The organism is Sporosarcina sp. NPDC096371 (assembly GCF_044762865.1).
GTDB lineage: Bacteria > Bacillota > Bacilli > Bacillales_A > Planococcaceae > Sporosarcina.
On the sequence record NZ_JBIWFE010000001.1, the window covers coordinates 1,085,647 to 1,105,444 of the forward strand.

Genomic DNA, 19,798 nt, shown 5'->3' on the forward strand with positions numbered 1-19,798 from the left:
TTGGGATGAATACGAAATAGCTATATTTTTCTGTTAGGGTTTTAACCCGGCTGGATCAAGTTAGCCTCCGACGGATGTCACAACTTGTGAATTGCGCTCAGCCGTAATTTAGGAGTTAAACGTGACAATCAATTTATGAAGGTGTGTGATGTTGATGGATCTCACTGAAATTACTAGTCCATCTTTTATTAAAAAGCTCGACAGGGAACAGATGGTAGAGCTTGCCGAAGACATTCGGAAGTTCCTTATTGAAAAATTATCTGTCACCGGGGGCCATATTGGACCGAATCTGGGTGTTGTAGAATTAACAATTGCTTTGCATCGGTTATTTGATAGTCCGGCTGATAAATTTCTTTGGGACGTTGGACATCAGGCATATGTCCATAAAATCCTTACAGGACGTGCAGGTGATTTCGATACGCTCAGACAATTTAAAGGCTTATGCGGCTTCCCTAAAATGATTGAAAGCGAGCATGATGTGTGGGAAACAGGTCACAGCTCGACGTCTTTGTCGGCGGCGATGGGTATGGCGGCTGCACGCGACGTCAAGGGAGAATCCAATTACGTTATTCCAATTATCGGTGATGGAGCGTTAACAGGCGGTATGGCACTTGAAGCATTGAATCATATCGGCCATGAGAAAACGAATATGATTGTCATCTTGAATGACAATGAGATGTCAATTGCACCAAACGTTGGCGCTCTCCACACTGTATTGGGGAAACTGAGAACTGCAGGCAAGTACAATAATGCCAAAGATGAACTTGAATACATTCTCAGAAAAATCCCGGCAGTAGGCGGTAAAGTGGCCGCTGCGGCAGAACGCGTCAAGGATAGTCTGAAGTATTTACTTGTCTCAGGTGTCTTTTTTGAAGAGTTAGGTTTTACGTACCTGGGGCCGGTAGATGGTCATGATTTCACTGAGTTGGAGCGCAATCTTCAGTATGCGAAGAAGATGGATGGACCTGTTCTTCTGCATGTCATTACCAAAAAAGGTAAAGGCTACAGCCCTGCTGAAGACGATAAGATAGGTACTTGGCATGGCACAGGACCATATAAAATTGAAACAGGTGATTTCGTTAAATCTGCATCAATTGCGCCTTCTTGGAGTGGATTGGTGGCAGAAACCGTCCGGAAAATTGCACGTGAGGATCGCCGTATTGTCGCGATTACACCCGCAATGCCGGTGGGTTCTAAACTGGAATCATTTGCGGCAGAATTCCCAGATCGTTTCTTTGATGTTGGGATAGCTGAACAGCATGCAACAACTATGGCAGCAGGACTTGCTACACAGGACATGAAACCATTTCTTGCGATTTATTCGACCTTCTTGCAACGCGCGTATGACCAAATGCTCCATGATATTGCAAGGCAAAATTTGAATGTCTTCATTGGTATCGATCGAGCAGGACTTGTCGGTGCGGATGGAGAAACCCATCAAGGTGTTTTCGATATTGCATTTTTAAGGCATATGCCGAATTTGGTTATTATGATGCCAAAAGACGAAAATGAAGGACAGCATATGGTTAAGACAGCGATTGAGTACAATGATGGTCCGATTGCGATGCGTTATCCAAGAGGTAACGGTCTAGGTGTCCCAATGGATGAAACGTTAAGTCCGATTCCAATTGGCTCATGGGAAGTACTTCGCGAAGGAACGGACGCGGCAATTTTGACGTTCGGTACGACTATTCCAATGGCATTACAGGCTGCTGAAACGTTGGCGGCACAAGGGACTCATGTGAAAGTTGTCAATGCTCGCTTCATCAAACCGCTTGATAACCAGTTATTAGATGAATTATTTGCGACAGGCATGCCTATTATGACTGTTGAAGAAGCGGTCCTTGCGGGTGGTTTCGGAAGTGCAGTTATTGAATATGCGCATGATACATGTCAAAAGGCTGTTCCAATTCGACGGATGGGTATTCCTGACCAGTTCATTGAACATGGAAATGTTGATGAGTTGCTCGCAGAAATCGGGATGACGGCAGGTCACCTCGCCGATAATTTACAAACATTCGTCCAAGAACTTGCACTAGAAAGGGAACAAGTATGACAAATCGTATACCAAAAGAACGAGTCGATGTCTTGCTCGTTGCACGTGGACTTGTTGAAACAAGAGAACAAGCTAAGCGTTCAATCATGGCAGGAATCGTCTATTCGGCCGAAACCAGGCTCGATAAACCCGGAGAAAAAATTCCTACAGATGCACCACTTACCGTGAAAGGCTCCACATTGAAATATGTGAGCCGCGGTGGTTTAAAACTTGAAAAAGCACTTGAGCAGTTTACAGTAGATGTTAGGGATAAAATAGTTCTTGATATCGGATCATCTACGGGTGGTTTTACAGATTGTGCACTGCAAAACGGCGCAGTACATTGCTATGCGTTGGATGTTGGTTATAATCAGTTGGCCTGGAAAATACGTCAAGATCAACGAGTAACCGTAATGGAAAGAACGAATTTCAGGCATGCAACACCAGAACTATTCACAGAAGGTGTACCGCAATTTACAACCATCGATGTATCGTTTATTTCACTGACGCTCATTTTGCCTGCTTTGAAACGTATCATTGCGGAAGGCGGGGACGTAATTGCACTCGTTAAACCTCAATTTGAAGCTGGTAAAGGAAAAGTAGGTAAAAAAGGTGTCGTTCGTGAAAAGTCAGTTCACTTCGATGTGTTGAAAAAAATTGCAGAGGCATCACTACAAGAAGGGTTTAGCCTACGTGGCATGTCATTCTCCCCAGTTACAGGAGGAGAAGGGAATATCGAATTCCTCTTCCATTTAACTGCGGATGAAAAGCCAACTACTCTTTTTGATGATGCATCGTATGATAAACTGATTGAAGAGGCCTACCAGGAGCTACTATAGCGCGCATTCATTTGCGCGTTTTTCTCATCTATCCTCACGGCGCGAGGCACTTGGGTCATAAGTCGTATTGTATCTGAGCAGGTGCCCTGGGATGTTGTAGTTGCAAGAAAAGTTCGGTGGTACAATATAGTGAAAGTGCAAGTGTCGTAACAGATTTAATGAAACTTATTTATCATTTTAGTTAGACATAATTAGTGTGTATGGGAGCGATGGGTATGAATAAAGGGCATAGACATATTCGTATTCGGGATATTATCTCGAATTTCGAAGTAGAGACACAGGATCAGCTTGTAGATAGTTTAAAAGATGCGGGAGTGGCGGTAACACAAGCAACGGTTTCGCGTGATATTAAAGAAATGCATCTTATTAAAGTCCCTTTGCCAGACGGTCGCTATAAATATAGCCTACCCGCCGTACATAGTTATAACACGGAGCAAAAGCTTAATCGAATGCTAACAGATGCATTCGTGAGTATCGATGGAGCAGGTCATTTCATCATTTTGAAAACGCTTCCTGGTAATGCACAGGCCGTTGGGTCTTTAATTGATCATCTTGGATGGGATGAGATGCTGGGGACGATCTGCGGCGACGATACATGCCTCATTATTTGTCGCGATGAATCGCTGACAATGGTAGTCAAAGAAAAATTGCTTGCGATGCTGTAAGAGAGGTGACTTTAATTGTTAAGTGAAATCTCCATTAAGAACTTTGCAATCATTGAAGACCTTGATATTGCCTTTGACGAAGGTTTGACTGTCTTGACCGGGGAAACAGGTGCCGGAAAATCGATTATTATCGATGCAGTCCAACTACTTGCAGGGGGGAGGGGGTCGACGGAATTTATCCGCCATGGTGCGGTGAAGGCAGAGCTAGAAGGGCTGTTTACAATTGCGGATTCTGCACACCCTGTGATTGGGAAACTAGCTGAGCTCGGCATTGATGTGGAAGATGGCATCATTATTTTGCGTCGCGATTTGAATATAAATGGTAAAACCGTTTGCCGTGTCAATGGAAAGCTTGTAACAATTGCTGTTCTAAGGGAAATAGGTTCTCAATTAATCGATATTCATGGGCAACATGAAAACCAGGAACTTATGCATGAAAGAAGCCATATCCATTTACTCAATCATTTTGCTGGTGACAAGCTAACACGGGCGTTGGATAACTATTCAGAGCTCTATGACCATTACCGGAAACTGAAGCGTAAGCTTGATACCGCTGATGAAAATGAGCAGCAAGTCGCTCAGCGCATTGATGTGTATTCATTCCAACTAAAAGAAATTGATGCAGCTGCCCTTGTTATTGGAGAAGAGGACGAGCTAGAAGCGGAAAAACAAAAACTTCAAAACTTTAATAGACTCTATGAACGCTTAAATACGGCCTATGAATCCATCAGCGGAGATACGCATGCGCTGGATTGGGTAGGTTCGGCTATGAGTGATATTGAAGACGCAGCATCTATCGATAAAAGCTTGAAACCGCATGCGGAAACGGTAGCAGCCAGCTTCTATACGTTGCAAGACACTGCACATGAACTAAAAAGTATACTGGATGATATGGAATTTGATCCGGGCAGACTAGAAGTAGTTGAGGATCGGCTAGCCCTTCACATTTCTCTAAAAAGGAAATATGGAAAAACAGTTGAGGATATCCTCTTATATCGTGACAAAATTGCGGATGATCTCGAAAACCTACTTAGTCGGGATGAACGGCTCTCTGCACAGCAGGAAAAACTGGAGCAATTGTTGCGTGACTTAGAGATAGAGGCAGGCGAGTTATCGATTATCAGACAAGCGTCTGCTAGTCAATTACAACAAGCAATTATGGAACAACTGCAACAGTTACATATGGGAAAAGCATCATTTAAAGTGGACATCAAGCGTAAAGCAGCAGGGATTTTTGATTCGAATGGTTTCGACGATGTGATGTTTCTCATCTCAACGAATGTCGGAGAGCCACTGAAACCTCTAGTAAAAGTGGCCTCGGGTGGAGAACTTTCGAGAATTATGCTGGCACTTAAAACGATTTTTTCAAAACATCAAGGCATTACTTCGCTGATTTTTGATGAGGTGGATACGGGCGTTAGTGGCAGAGTTGCACAAGCGATTGCTGAAAAAATCGCCATGATTGCAACACATTCCCAAGTCTTATGTATATCCCATTTACCGCAGGTTGCGGCAATGGCAGATCATCATTGCCTTATCAAAAAAGAAGTGGAAGATGACAGAACGCGAACAGCTATCCACGATGTTATTGAGTCGGATAGAACACAAGAACTGTCCAGAATGCTGTCGGGAGCGGAAATTACACCGTTGACATTAAAACATGCCGAGGAATTGCTTTCTTTAGCTGAGGACCGAAAAAAAACCTTTAGATAACACAAAAACGTGCATCGCTAATAGAGGCCATTGAAAAACATACGTTTTTCAATTTTGCCTTTAGATAGTATGCGCGTTTTTTTCTTTGCCATCATTTACACCGTTCTTTTTCTTTTTTTCATGATTTACCCTTTCATAACATTCCTCAGAAAGGACATACCATTGGTATCTTAATACGGGGAGGTGAAGTATGGGATGGAGTAGACAGTTTAAGTTGGCCGTTTCGTTTTCTGTGCTTTTTCTTATCATGCCATTCATGTCAGATGCAGCATCTGCACAAGAAGAATCGCTCATTCCAATGGGGCACTCAATCGGTATAAAAATGGAGTTATCGGGTGTCTTCATTACGAATGAGGTCATGATTAGTAAAGATCAATGGTTGAAGGCAGGTGATTTGGTCGAACAAGTTGATGATGTCAAGATTGGCACATTGACCGACTTCGAAACAGCATTGTCTACTCTACGTGGCAAAAAGGAAATCGCATTGCACGTAAATCGAGATGGAGACAAAAGTCAGATCCAAGCAGATGGCGAAGCGTTAAAACGTCTCCTTCCATTCCTGAAAGATCGGACGGAAGGAACAGGAACTTTAACGTATGTCGATCCGGATAATGGCACGTACGGTGCACTTGGTCATCAAATCATCGACAGTGCATTGAAATCACCACCATCTTTTAACACTGGCTCCATTTATCTTTCAGAAATTGGACAGATTAAAAAAAGTGTACCCGGTGTTCCTGGTTATAAAATTTCGACAATTGTTGAAGATGAGGAGCTTTTAGGAACGATTCGAATCAATGGTGTGTACGGAATTTTTGGGTCATGGAATAGCGCTCAACAGAAAGTGTTAGCAGAACCAATGGAGATTATGCATCCAGAACAAGTCAAAGAAGCTGACGCAGAAATTTTAACGACGATTAAAGGAACGAAAGTAGAATCTTTTTCGATTCGAATTATGGAAGTTAAAGAAGACCAGTTCCAATTTGTTTTGACAGATCCTAAGTTATTGGAGAAAACTGGCGGTATTTTGCAAGGGATGAGTGGCAGTCCAGTTATTCAGGATGGAAAATTTGTAGGTGCTGTTACGCATATGTTTGTCGATGATCCAGAAAAAGGTGCCGGGCTGTTTCTGGAGACGATGCGAGATGGAGAACGGTAAGAAAAGAGAAGGATATCCAGAGTTCAAATACTAAAAAAAAGGACCAACTTGCAATTGCAGGTTGGTCCTTTTTTTTTTGTCGTGGTAAACTAATGATTAGCGATTCGACAATTCGATAGAAATGATTGGAAATGGTCGAAGTGTAGGGAAAACATATGTCCAAAGATACATTTTTGGAAATTAAAAAAGGATTGCACTATGCTTTGTCGAAAAGTTCCTTTATGCAATTAAAGAGAAGGTTGCTATCGTTTTTTAGAAACTAACACATAAACGTACTGGAGGGAAATGGGAATGGAAAAACTGAAAATCGCGATTGCTGACGATAACAAGGAATTAGTGAAAACAATGGTGACGTATTTTGAAAGACATCCGGAAATTGAAATTGTCTGGACCGCACATAACGGCAAAATATGCTTGTCGATGTTGGAAGAAAAAAAGCCGGACGTGCTACTGCTTGACATTATCATGCCGCATTTAGACGGAATTGCTGTGCTTGAAACATTAAGTGCCAATGCACAAACGACCGATTTGCATATCATTATGTTAACGGCATTCGGACAAGAAGATGTGATGACGCAGGCGGCCAGCCTTGGAGCTTCTTATTTTATGCTGAAGCCATTTGAATTTGAGCGACTTGCAAACCAAATCTTCCAAGTAGCGGGAACAAGAAAACCAATTATTCCTGTAGCAAAACCTGAAATGGACTTTACGACTGGGGGAGCCGTAAGTCAGAAAGTTCTTGATACAACAATTACTTCAATTATCAAAGAAATTGGCGTGCCTGCGCATATTAAGGGATACGCATTTCTTCGTGAGGCCATTCAAATGGTCTACACAGATATCGAACTGCTGGGGGCAGTCACTAAAGTTCTTTATCCAGAAATCGCTAAAAAGTATAATACGACATCGTCCCGTGTAGAACGTGCTATTCGACACGCGATTGAAGTCGCGTGGAATCGGGGGAATTATGACGTTATCTCGAAAATGTTTGGCTACACCGTGCATCATCTGAAAAGTAAACCTACGAATTCAGAATTTATCGCGATGATCGCTGACAAAATTCGTTTGGAACATATGGCGAGCTGATTGTTGGTTTGAAAGGGTTTTCAACAACTACTAAGCCGACCTATTTTTAGCATTCATATTATAATTTAATTTCAAAGCCTATAAACTACTACTCAACAAGCCGACTAATTATTAGATTAGTTGGTTTTTTGACGTCCAGAAACAGGTGGGGAAAATAAAGCTACCGGAAATTGAGTTTTACCGAGAAGATTTCCTTCTTCATTGTGAATCAAAGAACCTGTCCGAGAAAACTCTCAAGTTATATATTCAATCACTTAAGCTGTTCCTAGTTTATCTATGGAGGAAGCATAAGATTGAAGACCTAGAGAAGGTAAAACCAGCCCATATTCGACAATACGTCATGTATGTTCAAGAGAGAGGGAAGTACACGATTGTCGGTAATGAGAAGAGTCGGAAATTCAACAATCCTGATGGTAGAACTGAGCTGGAAAATAGTTTCACCATTAGCAAGTTGGAAAAATAAAGGTGTTCGAATATTCAACTAAATGATATAATAAAAAAGAGCAACTTGGTTTGGACACCCAGCTCTCTCTTAATAGAAAAGTGCAGAAGGGTTAAACAATTATTCAGCCCAGTTGAAAAGAAAAAATCAACTCCTAAGAAAAGTAAAAAGCATGATATCGTTCCTGAATGGTTTAAAAAGAATGGTAAATCGTAGGTGAGAAAAGAAAAAGAATTGTCAACTGCAAAAATTGATGCTCCACGTACAGAGCTGTTGATTTAGCTTGGTGTCATTTAAGGACAAGCTTGAAATATCAAGGTGAGGCCACACAGGCTCTTTCTAGGCTTTTCATAGATGAAAATGAGTTATTTATGTTGTGGGGATATCAACTGGTCTTAAATTGGATCGTAGCACTATCTAATAAATCATCAGTAGCAAAGAAAAATATCTGATCAATTAGCGAAAGATGTTGCTGATAGGTGTCCCATTCTAATGAAACCAAATAGAGGACTATTTAATAAGATTATAGTAAAGAAAGAAGTCATTGATCCTACTTATTGGATAGTTGTCAGAGTCTGGTAACATGCAGGTGTTGATTATGATGAATATCTGGAAGCAACGAAAAAAACATAAGAAGAACTAGAAAATAATGAAAGAAAAAACCGTATTAAAGGACTACTCAATTTATTAATAAAGGAGAGAGACAAATGTTAAAACACTACAACTTTATTTTCGGTGGCCGTATTATCGAAGTGGAAGCTGCATCATCCGTAGAAGCACGAGCGAAAGCGTTTGAGATTTGTAAGGATTTGCGAAAAGAAGACAATGAAACAAATGAGCCAGTGATTCTTGATTAAATTCAAGTTTTCACGGCTCTTCTTTTTTTTTTGCCCATTATAACTTATTTTTAGCAACACGAATGAAATTAGCAACAGTTTTTCAAATCCATTCCTTGCCAGGGATCTATAATCAAAAAATAATGAAACAGGGCATTTCAGCAATGTGTTTTTTCGGGGTGGTAAATAACCCCTTCATAGACATAATCTCCATCATGTGTTAAATTATAAATTATTCACAAGATTGTGTATAATTTACCTAAAAAAAGTATTTATGGACACGTATTATTATGTGGTTGATTCAGAAAGTAATAATACAGTGAATCTTGGAAAATTTATCGAAGTAGAGTTTTTATGCAATGTGGACAAGTTTGATATGGTTAATTACAACTGCATTGGCTGAATTAAAAGGTATAAGTTGGGAAGTTATGTATGAGCATATATTTTACCTGAAATTTGGAGAAAAAGGACTTCCATCCAGAGGAAAGAGGATCTAGTTGTGAAGTTTAGTTTCATAGATAATGACGAAGACCAAAATGAATTTCACGGGGATTATCTACAGTTAAAAAGGACCTTCAATGCATAACAAGCAACTGGTGGGAAAAATATCTATAGACACGAAGACAATCGGAATTTCTAAAAAAATCAAATAAGCTTCTATAAATTTACTGTTATTAGAGCGAATCAGATAGGGAGGTGGTTATGTTCATAGGGTTTTTCAACAAAGGCATATCAAAGAAGTTTTAGTTATTTATTGTTCAAAAAAATTGTGAATATGCTATCTTCGGAAAAAAGTGCTCCTTAAGAGGTGCCAATTCATTTTCTTGATGTAAGTACCGAGAATCCATGTATCTGTTTCTCCTGCCATTTTTGAGAACAATTGCAGATGGACTTTATTGATTTTGTGGTAGGTTCGTCTGTACTTGGCAGAACAAGACGTCTCGTAAGTGTTGTAATTACTATCGGATAAACTAACTGAAAAATCACTCTTTTTTAATGGAGGGAAAAGTATAAAGGGGGAGAATCAGAAAAAAATATGAACCATCTGTCTCAGGAATGCCGAGAGTATACGAAAATAAAAGGGGGAAATTAAATGAAGTCATTAAGGATATTTCTGTCAATTTGTATGATCTTCACATTAATTATTGTAGATTACCAACCTGTTTCTGCATCGGTAAAAGGAACTGTTATTGATGTCACCAAGTTTGGTGCAGATCCTAGCGGAAAAACGGATAGTACCAAAGCAATCGTTGCTGCTCTTGAAGAGACAAAGAAAATACAAGGTCCTGTTACGTTGGATTTTCCGAAAGGGGAATATCATTTTTATAAAGAAAATGCTACTGAAAAGATGGTACATACATCAAATACTAGTAGTTTATCTAATCCAAATAAATGGATTTCAATCTTGATTGAAGAACAAGAGAATCTAACACTTGATGGCAATGATTCCAAATTCATCATGCATGGAGATGTCATGGCGATTGCAGTGATTAAAAGTAAAAATATAACCTTGAAAAACTATGTATTAGATTATAAAGATGCTGATACTGTAGACTTAACCGTAATTGGTCATGGGGATGGAGCAAATGGAAAACCTTATACGGATCTCTATGTCCCAGAGAATTACAATTATCAAATTAGTGAAGATAAAAAACATATTACTTGGCAAGGAGATATAAATTCCCAGACGGGTAAACCATATTGGGAAGGAAGAGACTCTTTTGGAGCCTACTTGGTCATTTACAATGGGCATGATCAGACTGTTAGTCGCCATCAAAAATACGTAGATGGAAAAAACATTTCAGATCCTTTTAATGGAGTGGCAACTATAGAAGATATAGGAGAAAATGCACTGCGCTTTACTTATGAAACGGCACGGCCAAATGCCCAAGAAGTAGGTAATATATTTCTGCTGACTAACTCTGCACAACGTAGAACAGCAGGGGCGCTTTTCTGGGAAAGTGAAAAAGTCCATGTAGAGAACATTGATGTTCATTATCTGTCAGGATTTGGTTGGTTAGTACAGATGAGTAAAGACATTGAGTTTAATAGCGTTAATTTCCTTCCGCGTTTTGGGTCGGGTAAATATACTACAAGTAACGCAGACCAAATCCACGCGGCTGGTGTAGGCGGATATATGAATGTAATAAATTGTAACTTTTCAATAGCTCATGACGATCCTATAAATATTCATGGTACTTATATGCGAGTAGAGGAAGTTATTGATAGTAAAACCCTAAAAATGGCTTATATCCATAGTCAGCAGGGCGGATTCCAGCAATTCCATCCGGGTGATGAAGTTATGTTTTACTCGCGGACTTACTTAGAGTTACCAGAAGGATTGGATGAGCAAACAGCTTTTAAAGTTGCATCCTCTATTGGTCCTGGAGAAGACTATAATAGTAAAACACTTGATTGGCGCACAGAGATTGTCACGTTTGAGAAAGAATTTGACAAAGCTCTTTTAGAACAACTAACTGAAAAAATCCAGGTCAATCGTAGTGGAGACTGGAAAACTGAGCCTCTATATGTTGCTGAAAATGTTACCTATACACCAACGGTTACTATCAAGGGGAATAAAATGAAGAGTATACCCACTCGTGGAATACTAACAACAACTAGAAAACCTGTAATAATAGAAGATAATATTTTTGAAAATATGACGATGGCCAATATTTATTTATCAAATGATGCCGATTACTGGTATGAATCAGGCCCTATTCGTAACATGACGATTAGAAATAATGAATTTTTTATTCGTCCAACCGGACAGACTGAATGGGGCAATGTATCGGGTATCTATGTTGACCCAGTAACGATAAGACCATGGAACTGGAGAAAATTAGATGGTTCATCTTCAGCTCCCCCGAAGACAGATGATTTGGTACACCGCAATCTAACGATTGATGGGAATACATTCCATATGGCGAATGACAATGTTGTAACGGCAGAATCTGTTCAAGGAATGAAAATTACAAACAACCGTATTATACGTGACAATCCTAATATTGGGATTAAACTATCTGCAATCACAAATCATGTAGCTACGGGAGACAGATTACCATTACAAGTCGATGTTAGTGAAGCTACTTTACCAAAAGAACTATTTAAATTTAAAAATAGCCGTGATATTTTGATTTCAGGCAATACCTATGATGATGGATTTAATATGAACATATCAACATCTGAAATGGATGAGGAAGAAGTTACAAATAAAGATATGGGATTGACCATGAATGGTGGGAACAATACAACTTCTGCAGCGGATAAGATTCAATATATCTCTTCTGATCCATCAGTAGCATATGTAGATGAATATGGAGAGGTTGTCGGACTGAAGAATGGTGCTGAAGCTGATATTGTTGCGTACTATGAATGGAATGGAACTATGTTTCTATCAAATGTATTTCATGTAACAGTGGGCAATAATGGAGAATCAACACTTGATATATCGGTGGAAAATAGTTGGTTGAAAAATGAAGGTGAAACAACGCCAGTAAAGGTGAAAGGTGAAGCTTCATCCATTCAAGTTTTAGACCCGGTTTCGGGCAAAATATCAAATGCTGGGAAAGTTGAGAATGGTATATATACAGCCTTAAAAGAAGGTATCGTTCTTATTCGAGCAACCAACGAAACAGGGGTATCTTCTGTATTAGTAGTAAATAGTTTTGACAAAACATACGGAAGTCAGGAAAAATTCAATAGAGAAAGTTTTACAATAGAAAGGGAAAATGCAGCCACATGGTCAGGTGTTGATCGTGACAGTGTATCAATAACTGGTGAAGCTGGAGATCTTTTTGCAGGGAAATCAGATGTTAACAATATTATTGCTTATAATATCCCGGACGCAATGAAGGATGATTTTCGTGTGCAAGTGACTGTGAAAGGATTACCTGAAAGAGGCGAGGGATGGAATAACGCTGGGGTAATGTTATATAAAGATGGAAATAATTATATCTCTGTTGGGAAGAAAGCCCACATGGATGGCATTACAACAGTATTTGAAAATAACGCATCTGCACAAGAAAATGCTGGAAAGACGGCAGACAATGGATTGGCTTCAACAATTTTAGAAATTGCAGTCCAAGAAAATACAGCCACAATGAGTTATGTAGCTGCCGATGGTAACTGGAAAGTGGCCCATACATTTGATGCGTCTTTCTTAGATAAAAAATATAAAATTGCAATGGCAGCATGGAAACAAGGAAATGTACCCATAACTGCTCAATTTGGCGAATTACGTATTGCTAAAGCCTCAGAATTGGATAGTGCGGACCTGATGAAACAATCCGCTATTCCAATGTTTGAAGCTGAAGAAAATGCACGCCCTACTGTTAATAATGTAAAATTAAAAGATATAATTGTCGAAGAATCTACAACTGTATCCTATGAATATGAGGATTTGGATAATGATAAGGAATCCAAAAGTCTTTTTGAATGGACTACTACTCACAATGGTTTTGAAGAGGTGATGTATACGGATACTCCTTCATTTGCTCCAAGGTATACTGGAACTTTAAAGGTAAAGGTTTATCCAGTAGATGCAAGAGGGAAAATTGGTAAACCAGTTGAAAGTAATACTGTTCAAGTAACAGGGGAAAATGGTGAAAATGTACAGATTTCCAACTTATATCTAAATGGATTACAAGTTAAGGAATTTAATTCTGATGCATTTGAATATAATTGGGCGATACCAGCTGGATACCGCACATTGCATATTGCTTACAGTGCGAAAGACACAGGATTGTATACAAAAGTAGAGGATTCTAAAGGAAATATATTGGCAGAAGCGACGAATGAAAATTATTTAAATATAACGGTTCCAGAAGACGGGATTGTGCGAATTGTACGTAATGAAAATACAGTCTACACATTGAATGTAGATAGCATTGAAAGCAGTGACAACCATATAAAGGAAATCTCTGTAAATGATCACATGCTTGATACAGAGATTGTTGATGGAACAGATAGTTATTATATTGCCCTACAAGATAATGAAAACATCGTACCTTTAAGTATTAAAGCAGATGATGGAGTAAGTTCTATTTCTGTAACACGTTCATTTTTTGATATTGCTGTAGAGAATCAAAGTAAACAAAAAAATGAATTTAAAGCGGATGTAAATCTTACCAGTGGTTTGAATGCGTTTTATGCAAAGATTACCGCAGCTGACGGCGAAACAACAAGATATGTGAAAATATATGTTTATCGTAGCGGGTACAATGACGCGGACATAAAAGGTATTGAGATTAATGGAAAACCGCTCCATGATTTTGATGCTACTAAAACAGACTATGTTATAAATATTACCCCAAAAGATGCAGCAGATTTTAACGTTGCAGTCTCTAACGATATTGAAAAAGATCAAAGAACTAGTATAACAATCAATAATAAACGTATTGATTCTCATCAAGCTAGTAGTACTTTAAATAAAGGGAAGAATACAATTATTATTGCCAATCAAGCCGAAGATTTATGGACAAATCAATACTATACGCTACATGTTATTTTGAATTCTGAGGATAATGCAAATCTACTTGATCTATCTGTAGACAATGAATTTTTAACGCCAGCATTTGACTCGGATAAAACGGAATATGAAATTTCAACAAATAAAAATACCATTACACTTAATGCTACAACTGAAATCAAGGAAGCCACTATTCGTATGTATAGTCTTCATGAAGAAGCTGAAGCCAGAGGTACTGTATCAGCCACATTTAAGCTATACGAAGGTGACAACCCTATTACAGTGGAAGTTACGGGCAACGATGGTAAAACAAAAAAAGTATATAAAATGAATGTTACTGCAAATGGTGTTGTCTATGCTTCTGACTTGAAAGAAGAATTTAATGAGAATGGATATGATGTATTAAAATATGATGTAGCAACAAGTGGAGCTCCATTGCGGCTTACTAATGAATTAGGTGAAGTAGTAACCTTTGAAAAGGGATTAGGCGCGCATGCGACTTCGACTATTGTTTACAATATTGATGGGAAAGGCATGGAGAAATTTGAATCTTACATCGGAGTTGACTATGTGCAAACTGCCCAAGGAAATGTTCCGAGTTCGATTCGTTTCTATGTCTATGTAGATGGTGTTGAAAAATTTGATTCTAAGGAAATGAATGAAGATGATGCAATGAAGTTCGTCTCTATTGATGTTCAAGATGCAAAAGAAATTAAATTGTATGTTGATGAGATTGAAAACAATTATAATGATCATGCGAACTGGGCGGATGCAAAATTCTTGAAGCCGCTAGAAAGTCACCCAAATGAAAATGTAGACAAGAGTAAATTGAAAAGTTTAGTAGAAAAAGAAGAGAATCGAAAGAATGAAAATTATACAGATCAATCATGGAATGCATTTATTGATGCACTAAACGCAGCCAAGAAAGTACTTGAAGAAGAAATACTGACACAAGCAATGATTGATGATGCCCTAGATGCATTAACAACTGCTGTTGAACAATTGGAGGTTAAAGGAACGGAACCAGAAGTGGATGTTACAGAATTACAGGACTTAATCGAAATGGCTCAGGCAATTTCGAATGATGATGGAACATATACAGAATCTTCCTATGAATCATTACAAATTGCTATTAAGGCAGCAAAATCAGCTCTATCAACAATAGAAACAGAGGAAGAGTTAAATGTAGCTCTAGTAGCATTACAGAGTGCCATTGATGGGTTGAAAAATAACTCAAGTGCTGCAATGATATCGCTTATAGAGGATTTCGAAAAGGAAGGGGAGTTCAAGAATGCTAGTGCTGCCCAATCCTTAAAACTACATTTGACGGCAGTAAATTTATATGAAAAGCAAGAAGCTGTTGAGAAGGTCGTTAAGCATATGGAAGGCTTTAAACTGTTACTTATTCATCAGAAAGAAAATGAATTAATTTCCGAGAAGGCGTATAACGCACTTAAGTCAGATGCTGATGCATTGATTAAAAAGTGGCATAAGTTTGATAGGTAAGACACCCCTGTAGCATGTAGAAAAAATAAAGGTAGCCGTCTATTCGATTGAGAAAATCGTAATAGGCGGCCATTCGTGTTCCACGCCGGTAAGATGCACTTTTTTATATTTTGGGCTTGTGCTGTTTTTTTTGATTGGAGAAGTGAAATTTCTAACATGCATTCTAAATTTTATTCTGTACAAATCCTCGCTGCAGGATATAAATGTTGGTGGGGTGATTTTTTATGAAATAGTATGTCTATCTGCATAAAGACAAACGGACATAGAGAGTAATTTATTGGGGAAAGGGTTCAAATTACAGATACTGTGATTTGAACAGCAGGTGGGATGAATACCTTTTTATGATGAAAAAACAGTCCATTAGAAAAAAGCATTATAAACTACTTTGAAGTCGAAAAAGAAATATATTCATATGAGGAAGAGTTTACAGGCTAAAATAAAGCGATCAATCAGTATAGATTTAATATCTCTATTGGAAGAAGATCAAGCGAAGAGGTAAAGGTAAAATTATCGGGAATTCTCAAAGGGGAGAAAAATGGATAAAGAATAATCATGATCGGCCGAATGCTAAAAAAGTTCTTTTATATAAAGAAGGCGTTTTTTTGAAGAAATTAAGGAGTGCCAGGGATGTGGGAGAATATGCAGTGGAAAATGGAATCTGTTTATAGGGGTGCTGTGGCAGATCTATAAATACTGGAGAAGAAACACAGGCTACATTATCTTTTCCAATTCAAACCAACAAGTTCTGAGTTCATCGCAATGATCGCTGACAATATTCGTTAGGCACATATGGCGAGTTGGTTGAATATAATATAATCGTATAGATGACATGCCTACTTACGGAAAGTTATTTTCGTCAGTAGGCATTTTTTCTAAATTAAAAGGAAGACACCAGCTGAAAGCATAATGGAAGGCGACCTAAGTTCGCAGAGTCCTGTGGCTATGGTTGCATGACCTACACCCTGTAGGCATCAAACTCGATTCGAAATCTGGACGCAATTACGCCCAGGCGTAATTGATTATGACTAAAATCCTAAAACTTTAACTAAAAGTTTTGAAATACACTATAATGTGTATAGAGAGAAAGGGTGAAGCATTTTTGTTGATTGAAAATGAATATTTTGATCTATTCGTACAAGATGGAAAAGTGTTAGTTCGTTCAAAAAAAAGTGGTTTTCCACTGAAATCATTTGATGCTATCACAAAACAATATCCCCGCATAAAAATTTCTTCGTTTGCTAATTTGCGTACGGCACTGACAGAGATAGATGGGGAGCATGTTATTGGTAGCTGGCTTCCCGATTTTGAGGTGTTTGTTGCATCTGACAAGATGAGCGCTCAACTAACTATCAATATGTCTATAGTGGAATTTGAAGGGAATAAACAGATAATCCTGCAGCAGGTCAACCAGGCATTGGATGAAGCAGGCATCATTTATGGTCGGAAATCACTTGAGGATGTGCCGTTTATACCTGGAGAACCACTGATTGCTGCTATTGGAACACAGCCAGAACAAGGTGCAGATGCGGTTATCACATATATTGAAATACCTGAACGAAAACCAGTTATTCGTGAAGATGGATCGGCTGATTATTATGAGATGAATTTTGTCACCCCTGTAAAACAAGGTGATTGGATGGGAGAAAAAGTTCTTCCTCAGGATGGTATTGATGGTAAAGATATTTATGGCAACACCCTACCAGCACGTAGAGGGAATGATAAGAAACTGTTCTATGATCGTAAAGCCATAAACGAAGAAGTGGAAGCAAACAAAATTATCCTTCGCGCAACACATGGCGGCGCATTGGAATATACGAATGGTGTCATTGGCATAGGCAAGCAACTGACGATTGACGGTGATGTGGGGCCGGAAACGGGATCGATTACGTTTGATGGTGCCGTCACTATCTATGGAACTGTACTTGCGGGCTATTCGGTGAAAGCAACGGGTGATATTTCCATAGAGGGAAATGAAGGCGTTACCAATGCCAAAGAAATCCAATCCTTACAAGGCGATATTTACATAAAAGGTGGCGTATTCGGCGGCGGCGAGACAATTGTCGAGGCAAAAGGTGATATTTTCATTAAACACGCGAATAATTGCAAATTGTATGGCACGAACGTTCATACGGGCCTTTACTTAATCGGAACAGATGTAGTTGCAGAGCGTGTCTTTGTAGACAAAAATAGAGGGAAAATTATCGGTGGTACTATTGAAGCACTGTTTCGTATTGAATGTGCATATGCGGGTAACAATCATGGGCGTACGACCAATCTTCATGCAAAGGGGATTAATAAGGATGTCCTATATAAAGAAATTCAAGAGATGGCGCGGGATTTGAAGGAGCGCCAAGGAATTCTCGACAGATTGGAACAGCACGCCGTCCAATTCGAAAAAGTAGCGGTTGGTGCAAGGGGACCGCAGGCACAAGCTTATCAGAAGACTCTAGAAACGATTGAATTAAATCGAACAGCCATTCAAGAACTCGATCGAGGGATTCAAATAGGAATACACAAGATTAAACATGCTGTTCCTGCGCAAATCGAAGTGACAAAGGAAGCATATCCTGGGGCTGTCATTCAGGTTGAAGCAAGAGTTGCCACACTTTATGATTCAGCTAAAGGTATTTTTGAACTCCGGGATGGCGTTTTGAATGTCTAGACCAAACGTTTTTGCACATCGTGGAGCATCTGCTGATCGATTTGAAAATACGATGCCGGCGTTTGAAAAAGCGCTGGCCCAAGGTGCGAATGGGATTGAATTAGATGTCCAAGTGACGGAGGACGGCGTGCCAATTGTGATCCATGACCCTGATCTTGCAAGGCTTGCTGGCATTCGTCAACCGATATCGTCCATGACAAGTCAAGAAATCGCTAACGTGCGGGTGGGTAAAAAAATTAGTCGCCTATTCCATGGGCATCGGATTCCGACATTGCTTGAGGCAGTGACGTTCAGCGAACAGCATGGTCTAATTCTGAATATTGAATTGAAAGAAACTGTATCAGAACATCCTGAAACGATAAAGCAAATTGTCGATATTGCTACTCTTTTGGATAATTTTCATTTCTCCTCATTTGATTACAACTTACTTGAAAAAATAAAAGAACTGGATGCAACAATTGAAACAGCTTATTTGCTACGTAAGAAGGGTGTGGATTGGGACCATCTCGAGCAGTATGTTCATGCGGATAGTTTCCATGTAAGTAAGAAATTCTTGAAAGAACCCTATTTAAGTAAATTGATTCAATCTGGCAAAAAAATTCGTGTCTATGGCATGACTGGGCAAGAGGACATGGCGAATAATCCTCCCCCGTATATCGCCGGTTGGATTACGGATTATCCAGATCGTTTTTAGCCTAACAAAAAGACTAAGACATGTGGAATTGTCTTAGTCTTTTTGTTGTTTTTTTTCAAATCGACCTTGTACACGTCCATTTTTTCGATCACGTCGCAATAGGAAGCCTGCAAAAAATGCAAGACCAGCGGCGCAAAAGAGTAACCCGACGATAAACTGAAGCCAAATGAACGGGAATGGTTTGAATAATATTCCGAAAATTGAATCCCTCATAAGCTTTATTCCACCAGCCGCAAATAGGCCAGGGATTAGCAAGACGATAAAAGCTGCTAGACGCGCCATAAATCACATCTCCTTAACGAATCTAATTTTACCTTGTCATATTTTATTGTCAAGAAGAGAACAATCATGTATGATTGGTTTGTAATTGCAAAAGATTGCATGATTTAAAAGAGGAGAATGAATACCCTTGCAAAACGTTCTCATTGTCGGGGCGGGCACAGGCGGATCTATAATACTGGACCTTCTCCAAAACTTAGAATTCATGAATGTTAGAGCAATCATCGATACTGATGACCAAGCACCAGGAATAATTCAAGCAAAAAAGCTAGGCGTTGCGTACGGAACGGATTGGAGACAGTATCTAACGGATGATCTGCACATCATTTTCGACGTGACTGGAAACAAAGCGGAATTCGCTCAACTGTTGAAAGCAAGACCTGCCCAAACCGTATTGATACCTGGGTCTGTC

The 19,798-nt window shown here is 39.2% G+C and carries 12 protein-coding genes and 1 pseudogene; 12 read left to right on the forward strand and 1 reads right to left on the reverse strand.

What is annotated here, in order from left to right; translation table 11 throughout:
* Positions 1-154 precede the first annotated feature (154 nt).
* From dxs to ACIQ0H_RS05315, 12 genes and pseudogenes are all read left to right on the forward strand, one after another.
* Positions 155-2,056 carry a 1-deoxy-D-xylulose-5-phosphate synthase gene (dxs, locus tag ACIQ0H_RS05260; protein WP_403411916.1) on the forward strand — a complete coding sequence of 634 codons (1,902 nt, stop codon included), beginning with the start codon at positions 155-157 and terminating at the stop codon, positions 2,054-2,056.
* Positions 2,053-2,874, forward strand: a complete 822-nt coding sequence (locus tag ACIQ0H_RS05265) for a TlyA family RNA methyltransferase (protein ID WP_403411919.1) — start codon at positions 2,053-2,055, stop codon at positions 2,872-2,874. Before dxs ends, ACIQ0H_RS05265 begins: the two co-directional genes overlap by 4 nt.
* A 215-nt stretch (positions 2,875-3,089) precedes the next feature.
* The gene (gene ahrC / locus ACIQ0H_RS05270) at positions 3,090-3,539 is read left to right on the forward strand and encodes a transcriptional regulator AhrC/ArgR (RefSeq protein ID WP_403411922.1); all 450 of its coding nucleotides are present in this window, start codon (positions 3,090-3,092) and stop codon (positions 3,537-3,539) included.
* Between the two features lie 15 nt (positions 3,540-3,554).
* Positions 3,555-5,252: a DNA repair protein RecN gene (gene recN / locus ACIQ0H_RS05275; RefSeq protein WP_403411925.1), complete on the forward strand. Its 1,698-nt coding sequence runs from the start codon at positions 3,555-3,557 to the stop codon at positions 5,250-5,252.
* A gap of 190 nt (positions 5,253-5,442) precedes the next feature.
* Positions 5,443-6,411, forward strand: coding sequence for a SpoIVB peptidase S55 domain-containing protein (locus ACIQ0H_RS05280; RefSeq protein ID WP_403411928.1), 969 nt, complete (start codon positions 5,443-5,445; stop codon positions 6,409-6,411).
* Positions 6,412-6,702: 291 nt separating this feature from the next.
* Positions 6,703-7,497 (forward strand): sporulation transcription factor Spo0A, encoded by a 795-nt coding sequence (gene spo0A, locus ACIQ0H_RS05285; RefSeq protein ID WP_403411931.1) that lies wholly within the window; start codon positions 6,703-6,705, stop codon positions 7,495-7,497.
* A gap of 145 nt (positions 7,498-7,642) precedes the next feature.
* Positions 7,643-7,960: a phage integrase N-terminal SAM-like domain-containing protein gene (locus ACIQ0H_RS05290; protein ID WP_403411934.1), complete on the forward strand. Its 318-nt coding sequence runs from the start codon at positions 7,643-7,645 to the stop codon at positions 7,958-7,960.
* Positions 7,961-8,646: 686 nt separating this feature from the next.
* Complete coding sequence (locus ACIQ0H_RS05295; protein ID WP_403411937.1) at positions 8,647-8,796, forward strand: hypothetical protein; 150 nt, start codon at positions 8,647-8,649, stop codon at positions 8,794-8,796.
* A gap of 196 nt (positions 8,797-8,992) precedes the next feature.
* Positions 8,993-9,361, forward strand: a pseudogene (locus tag ACIQ0H_RS05300) (TasA family protein).
* Between the two features lie 507 nt (positions 9,362-9,868).
* Positions 9,869-15,751: an NPCBM/NEW2 domain-containing protein gene (locus tag ACIQ0H_RS05305; RefSeq protein ID WP_403411940.1), complete on the forward strand. Its 5,883-nt coding sequence runs from the start codon at positions 9,869-9,871 to the stop codon at positions 15,749-15,751.
* A gap of 1,069 nt (positions 15,752-16,820) precedes the next feature.
* Positions 16,821-18,413 (forward strand): flagellar assembly protein A, encoded by a 1,593-nt coding sequence (locus ACIQ0H_RS05310; RefSeq protein WP_403411942.1) that lies wholly within the window; start codon positions 16,821-16,823, stop codon positions 18,411-18,413.
* Complete coding sequence (locus ACIQ0H_RS05315) at positions 18,406-19,107, forward strand: glycerophosphodiester phosphodiesterase (RefSeq protein ID WP_403411945.1); 702 nt, start codon at positions 18,406-18,408, stop codon at positions 19,105-19,107. The genes ACIQ0H_RS05310 and ACIQ0H_RS05315 overlap by 8 nt, the downstream gene beginning before the upstream one ends.
* Positions 19,108-19,140: 33 nt before the next feature.
* Here the strand turns inward: ACIQ0H_RS05315 and ACIQ0H_RS05320 are convergent, their stop codons facing one another.
* The gene (locus ACIQ0H_RS05320; protein WP_403411948.1) at positions 19,141-19,389 is read right to left on the reverse strand and encodes a DUF2627 domain-containing protein; all 249 of its coding nucleotides are present in this window, start codon (positions 19,387-19,389) and stop codon (positions 19,141-19,143) included.
* Positions 19,390-19,798: the final 409 nt, after the last annotated feature.

What these genes read in the sequence shown, in the direction of transcription:
- dxs (WP_403411916.1), top strand. Translation starts at nt 155, where the DNA reads ATGGATCTCACTGAAATTACTAGTCCATCTTTTATTAAAAAGCTCGAC.
- ACIQ0H_RS05265 (WP_403411919.1), top strand. Translation starts at nt 2,053, where the DNA reads ATGACAAATCGTATACCAAAAGAACGAGTCGATGTCTTGCTCGTTGCA.
- ahrC (WP_403411922.1), top strand. Translation starts at nt 3,090, where the DNA reads ATGAATAAAGGGCATAGACATATTCGTATTCGGGATATTATCTCGAAT.
- ACIQ0H_RS05280 (WP_403411928.1), top strand. Translation starts at nt 5,443, where the DNA reads ATGGGATGGAGTAGACAGTTTAAGTTGGCCGTTTCGTTTTCTGTGCTT.
- spo0A (WP_403411931.1), top strand. Translation starts at nt 6,703, where the DNA reads ATGGAAAAACTGAAAATCGCGATTGCTGACGATAACAAGGAATTAGTG.
- ACIQ0H_RS05295 (WP_403411937.1), top strand. Translation starts at nt 8,647, where the DNA reads ATGTTAAAACACTACAACTTTATTTTCGGTGGCCGTATTATCGAAGTG.
- ACIQ0H_RS05305 (WP_403411940.1), top strand. Translation starts at nt 9,869, where the DNA reads ATGAAGTCATTAAGGATATTTCTGTCAATTTGTATGATCTTCACATTA.
- ACIQ0H_RS05310 (WP_403411942.1), top strand. Translation starts at nt 16,821, where the DNA reads ATGTGTATAGAGAGAAAGGGTGAAGCATTTTTGTTGATTGAAAATGAA.
- ACIQ0H_RS05315 (WP_403411945.1), top strand. Translation starts at nt 18,406, where the DNA reads ATGTCTAGACCAAACGTTTTTGCACATCGTGGAGCATCTGCTGATCGA.
- ACIQ0H_RS05320 (WP_403411948.1), bottom strand. Translation starts at nt 19,389, where the DNA reads ATGGCGCGTCTAGCAGCTTTTATCGTCTTGCTAATCCCTGGCCTATTT.